The following is a 5,106-nucleotide window of genomic DNA, read 5'->3' on the forward strand; positions in this document are numbered from 1 at the left end:
TAGCTGAGCCACCCCTCCATGTAGCCGACGCAGATCCTCGTCCAGTGGCCCTGGACCGGGTCACCGCCGCCCCTCCCGCGTTCACCCAGTCCGGGGACCGCTCAGGCGAGCTGGCGCTTGACCTCGGCGGCCACGCGCGAACCCTCGGCGCGCCCGGCGATCTGGGGGTTGACCACCTTCATCACCTGGCCCATCTCCTTCATGCCGGAGGCACCGGTCTCGGCGACCGCGGCCGCGACCAGCTGGGAGAGCTCCTCGTCCGTGAACGGCTTGGGGAGGTAGTCCGCCAGCACCTCGCTCTCGGCCCGCTCGTTGGCGGCGGCGTCGGGGCGGTCGCCCTTGTCGAAGGCCTCGGCGGCCTCACGGCGCTTCTTGGCCTCGCGGATGAGGAGCTTGGTGACCTCGTCGTCGTCGAGCACGCGCTGGGAGGAGCCGGCGGACTCCTCGGTCGCGATGGTGGTGAGCACCATGCGCAGGGTGGCGGTGCGGACCTTGTCCTTCGCCTTCATGGCGGTGGTCAGGTCGGTCTTGAGACGGGCTTTGAGTTCGGACATGGCCCGATCCTACGGCCGCCCCGGCCGGACCGACCAACGGTTTGCGCGCGGGACACCCGGGATCTGGGACGATCGGTACACGACGAAGGAGGGCCGGATGGGCGCCGACAACAGACCACTCCTGCGCCGGATCGGGCGCGCGGCAGCGATCACCGGGGCGGTCGGTGTGGCCGGGCTGGGATACGCATCGGTCATCGAACGCAACTGGTTCCGGTTGCGCAGGTACGAGCTGCCGCTCCTGCCGCCCGGCAGCCCACGCCTGCGGGTGCTGCACCTGTCGGACGCGCACCTGACGCCCGGACGGCGGATGCTCATCGACTGGATCAGGGGCCTGGAGGCCTACGAGCCCGACCTGGTCGTCAACACCGGCGACTCGCTGGCCCACCCGGACGCGGTGGGGCCGTTCATCGACGCCCTGGGGCCGCTTCTGGACCGGCCCGGGGCGTTCGTGTACGGGTCCAACGACCTGTTCTCCCCCCAGCTGAAGAACCCGGCACGGTACCTGTGGCGGACCAGCAAGACCGACTACCGCAAGCGCCGGGTGCCGGACCTGCCGTGGCGTGAGCTGGGCGCGTCCATGTCGGCGTCCGGCTGGCTGGACCTGAACAACCACAAGGGTTCCCTGAAGGCCAACGGGCTCGACGTGGCCCTGGCGGGTGTGCACGACTCCCACATCAAACTGGACCGCTACGAGGACGTCGCCGGGCCGGCCGACCCGCTGGCCGACATCCGGCTGGGCGTGTTGCACTCGCCCGAGCCCGCCAACCTGGACCGCTTCGAGGCCGACGGCTACCAGCTGCTCCTCGCCGGGCACACGCACGGCGGCCAGCTGTGCCTGCCGTTCTACGGGACGCTGGTCACCAACTGCGGCATCGACCGCCGACGCGCGTGGGGCCTGAACGAGTACGGCGACGCGTGGCTGCACGTGTCCGGCGGCCTGGGGACGTCCCCGTACGCCCCGGTCCGGTTCTGCTGCCGCCCGGAGGCCTCCCTCCTGGACCTGGTCGCACGTGCCTGACCGGCGGATTCACCTCCGCCGAAACGGATGTGCCAAGCACTCCCCGAGTCCGCTAGACTTGGGGACGTTGCTTCGGGGTGTAGCGCAGCTTGGCAGCGCGCTTCGTTCGGGACGAAGAGGTCGTGGGTTCAAATCCCGCCACCCCGACAGAGCACGAAGGCCGGTCCCACGGGACCGGCCTTCGTCGTGTCCGGGGCGGCCCGTCAGGCGGTGCCGAGGTAGGCGAGGACGCCCGCGACAGCGGCGCGCGCGCCGGTGGCCAGGGTCGACTCCATGTCCGGGGCGAAGTACGGCGAGTGGTTGACCGGGGCCTCCTCCCCCGGGGCGGGGTCGAACCCGCCGAACATCCAGAAGACCGAGGGAACCCCGATGGCGTCGGCGAGGTGGCCGAAGTCCTCACTGCCCATCACCGGTTCGGCCACGGAGACGTTCTCCGTGCCGAGCTCCGTGCGCAGCGCCGACTCCACGCGCGCCGCCTGGTCCGGGTCGTTGTGGCAGCGGGGGAACGAGTAGACCCTCTCCACCAGCGGTTCCGGGGCGCCTGAGACGGCGGCCTCCCCGGAGACGATCCGGTGGACGGCGGAGAGCACCCGCTCCCGGACCTCGGGGTCGAACGCACGGATGTTCAGAGTGAACTCCGCCCGGTCCGGGATGATGTTCTCCTTGAGGCCCGCGTGGAAGGTCCCGGACGTGACCACGGCCGGGGAGCGGGGGTCGAGTTCGCGGGAGACGATCGTCTGAAGCCGCGTGATCATGTGCGCGCCGAGCACGATCGGGTCGATCGAGGACTGCGGTCGCGAACCGTGGGACTGCTTGCCGTAGACCGTCACCCGCAGCGCGTCCGCCATGGCCATCGCGACGCCGTGGGAGAGGGCGACCGTCCCGGTCGGGAGCGGCATGACGTGCTGGCCCAGGACGACCTCGGGGCGCGGGGCGCGCTCCCACAGCCCGTCGTCGACCATCGCCCGCGCCCCCGCCGCCACTTCTTCGCCGGGCTGGAACACCAGCACGAGCGTCCCCGACCAGACGTCGGTGCGGGAGACCAGCGCGCGGGCCGCCGACAGCAGGGACGTGACGTGGGTGTCGTGCCCGCAACCGTGCATGACCGGCACCGTGGTGCCGTCGTCCAGCTCACCGGTGGCGGTGCTCGCGTACTCCAGCCCGGTGTCCTCGGCTATGGGCAGACCGTCCGTGTCGGCGCGGAAGGCCACGACGGGCCCGTCACCGTTGCGGACCACCCCGACCACCCCGGTGCCGCCGCAGCGGAAGTTCTCGACTCCCAGGTCGTCCAGTTCCGCCGCGACGAAATCGGCGGTGGCGTGCTCCCGCATGGAGAGTTCCGGGTGGGCGTGGAGGTGCCGGTAGATCCGGTGGGCGCGCCCGGTGTCGAGGCCGGACAGGACGGAGGCGGACGCGGTCTCGGTGGAACGGTTCATACGGTGGCCTTCCTTCGGGAACCCTGCCAGTGGGGTCCTTTCCCGAAGGAACCGGACGAACCCGCGCGGGCCCGGGGCGGGGGCGGCCGACCCGGACCCGAGGGGCTCACTCCAGGTGGGAAAGGGCCTGTTCGGCGATCCCGATGAGGATGTCCTCCCCGACGGTGAAGTCGACCCCGTTGCCGCCCTCGTCCCCGATCTCCCGGAAGTTGACCTCGACCAGACCGTCCCCCTGCCGGATGAGCACCCTGGCCTGGCTCACCGGCGGTTCGGAGCCCCGGGTGAAGTGCGCGACCAGCGCCTCGTCCCCGAGGTCGAGCTCACGCGATTCCAGAACCTCCAGGGAGCTGTACGAGGAGATGTCCCCGTCGAGGTACTCGGTCCGCTCACGGTCGAAATGCCGCTCCGCCTTCGGCAGGTCCTCCTCGTCGTCCAGCTCGGACGAGCTCTCCTCGTACTCGGGGAAGTAGAAGGAGACTCCGAGGTACCCCTGGTCCCCGTTCGCGAACTCGACGTCCCACCCGCAGGCCGCGTACGCCTCGGAGAACGCGGCCTGCGGCAGTGCCGCACTGAGCGAACGGAGGTCGGAGCCGCCGGGGACGGAGCACGGGTCGATGGCTGGCCGGTCGGTCTCGGGACCGGCCATGGCGGTGCTCGACGAGGAGGTCACCGCCCAGTAGCCCCCGGCCGCCAGGCCGTAGGCCGCCAGTGTCACGGCAGCGGTGATCGCGATGGTGCGTCCGGTCCCCCTTCTGCGGGGGGCCGGTGCCGGGGCCGGGCCCGGGACGGGGGGCGGTCCCGTGGGCGGCTGGCCGGGCGGCGGGGCCTGGAACGCCCCGGGCACGGGACCGCCGGGCCCGGGGGGTGGGGGGAACGACTGCTGTGGATGGCCGTCGTGCACGGCTGTTCTCCTGGTTCTGCGCGACGCCCGCGCGACGGTGGGAAGGGGGGTCACCCGAAGATGTCGGCGGCCACGTCGGAGAGGACCTCCTCGGCGGTGTTCAGGTCCATGTCCTCTTCGGGGGAGGTCAGCAGGAAGTTGACCGTGCTCACCAGGCGTCCGTCGCGTACGACGAGTGTGGCCGCCTGGTGCTGCGACCCGCCGCTTCCGTCGGGGAAGTGCGCGAGGACCAGCGTGCTCTCGTTTCCGAAGTTCAGCGGCCGGTCCCACGTGTCGGACGGGTCGGTCTCCTCGTAGAACGGATGCTTGACGGCCCGGTCGACGGCGGCGGCGAAGAGCTCGTCGCTGTCGGCGGGTACTCCCTCGTTCTCGGTGTCCCGCTCCTCGGCCAGCGCGGCGTCCCCTCCGGAGAGGGGCACGGAGCGGTTGAGGGAGAGGTACACGTTCTCCTCCCCGCCCAGGGAAACCCTCCAGGTGCAGCCGTTGGAGTACGTGCTGACGCTCCAGCTGCTCACCTCGCCGTCCATCCCCGAGAGGCTCTGGTCGGTGACGGTCGCGCAGGGGTCGCCGGAGGGCAGGCCGGTCGCGGAACCGATCCTCGCGGAGGAACCGGTCGCGGAGGTGGCCACCCAGGTCAGGGAGCCGGCGACGACCAGGGTGACGGCGGCGGTGAGGGCCACCGTGAGTGCGGTCCGGGGACGCCGATCGGGGGCCGGGTTCTGGCCCGGGGCGACCGGAGTGCCCGGCGGGCCCTGGTGACCGGGCTGTCCGGGGGGTCCGGGCGGCCCCGGAGGTCCGGGAGGCGGGTGGTGCCCGGGGCCGCCGAACGGGGCCTGGGGGAAGTGGGGCTGACCGGTCGGGGTCGGTTGACCGGGCGGGGGCTGCCCCTGGTGGCCGTGAGGGCCATGAGGGGGAGGAGGGAAGGGGTGTCCCATACGAGAGAGGGTCCGTCCGCGAGTCGTGGGTCCTGTCTCCCGCATGGTCTCACGGAGGTTCGGAGCGACTCGGACACGAGCGCCGTCAAGGCCGATACCGGCCTCTTTCACCCGTTCGGGAACCCCGGCCGCCCTGGGGGGCGCGAAACGCCCCGGAGCGGGCTCGGCCGGTCCGGCCACTGGTCGGCCCAGAGGTGGAGCCGCCGCCGGTGGTCGGCCAGCCTCCGTGCCCCCAGGTGGTCGACGACCGCTCTCTGGAGTT

At 71.9% G+C, this 5,106-nt stretch carries 5 protein-coding genes and 1 tRNA gene; 2 read left to right on the forward strand and 4 right to left on the reverse strand.

The window, feature by feature from the left end; all coding sequences use genetic code 11:
• Positions 1-101 precede the first annotated feature (101 nt).
• Positions 102-554 carry a GatB/YqeY domain-containing protein gene (locus ABZ635_RS26940; protein ID WP_357770038.1) on the reverse strand — a complete coding sequence of 151 codons (453 nt, stop codon included), beginning with the start codon at positions 552-554 and terminating at the stop codon, positions 102-104.
• Between the two features lie 97 nt (positions 555-651).
• On the opposite strand from ABZ635_RS26940, the gene ABZ635_RS26945 reads away from it, so the two are divergent.
• Entirely contained in the window at positions 652-1,572 is a 921-nt protein-coding gene (locus tag ABZ635_RS26945; RefSeq protein WP_357770040.1) for a metallophosphoesterase, read from the forward strand.
• A gap of 73 nt (positions 1,573-1,645) precedes the next feature.
• Positions 1,646-1,719, forward strand: a tRNA-Pro gene (locus tag ABZ635_RS26950).
• A 56-nt stretch (positions 1,720-1,775) separates the two neighbouring features.
• Here the strand turns inward: ABZ635_RS26950 and ABZ635_RS26955 are convergent.
• From ABZ635_RS26955 to ABZ635_RS26965, 3 genes are all read right to left on the reverse strand, one after another.
• A complete protein-coding gene (locus ABZ635_RS26955; RefSeq protein ID WP_357770042.1) occupies positions 1,776-3,008 on the reverse strand; it encodes an amidohydrolase in 1,233 nt (410 codons plus the stop codon).
• A gap of 106 nt (positions 3,009-3,114) precedes the next feature.
• A complete protein-coding gene (locus ABZ635_RS26960; protein ID WP_357770043.1) occupies positions 3,115-3,723 on the reverse strand; it encodes a hypothetical protein in 609 nt (202 codons plus the stop codon).
• A gap of 236 nt (positions 3,724-3,959) precedes the next feature.
• Complete coding sequence (locus tag ABZ635_RS26965) at positions 3,960-4,589, reverse strand: hypothetical protein (RefSeq protein ID WP_357770044.1); 630 nt, start codon at positions 4,587-4,589, stop codon at positions 3,960-3,962.
• Between the last annotated feature and the right edge of the window lie 517 nt (positions 4,590-5,106).

Source organism: Nocardiopsis sp. NPDC007018, assembly GCF_040635075.1.
GTDB lineage: Bacteria > Actinomycetota > Actinomycetes > Streptosporangiales > Streptosporangiaceae > Nocardiopsis.

Bases quoted from the DNA above. Each gene is read 5' to 3' on its own strand.
- ABZ635_RS26940 (WP_357770038.1), bottom strand. From the start codon at position 554: ATGTCCGAACTCAAAGCCCGTCTCAAGACCGACCTGACCACCGCCATG.
- ABZ635_RS26955 (WP_357770042.1), bottom strand. From the start codon at position 3,008: ATGAACCGTTCCACCGAGACCGCGTCCGCCTCCGTCCTGTCCGGCCTC.
- ABZ635_RS26945 (WP_357770040.1), top strand. From the start codon at position 652: ATGGGCGCCGACAACAGACCACTCCTGCGCCGGATCGGGCGCGCGGCA.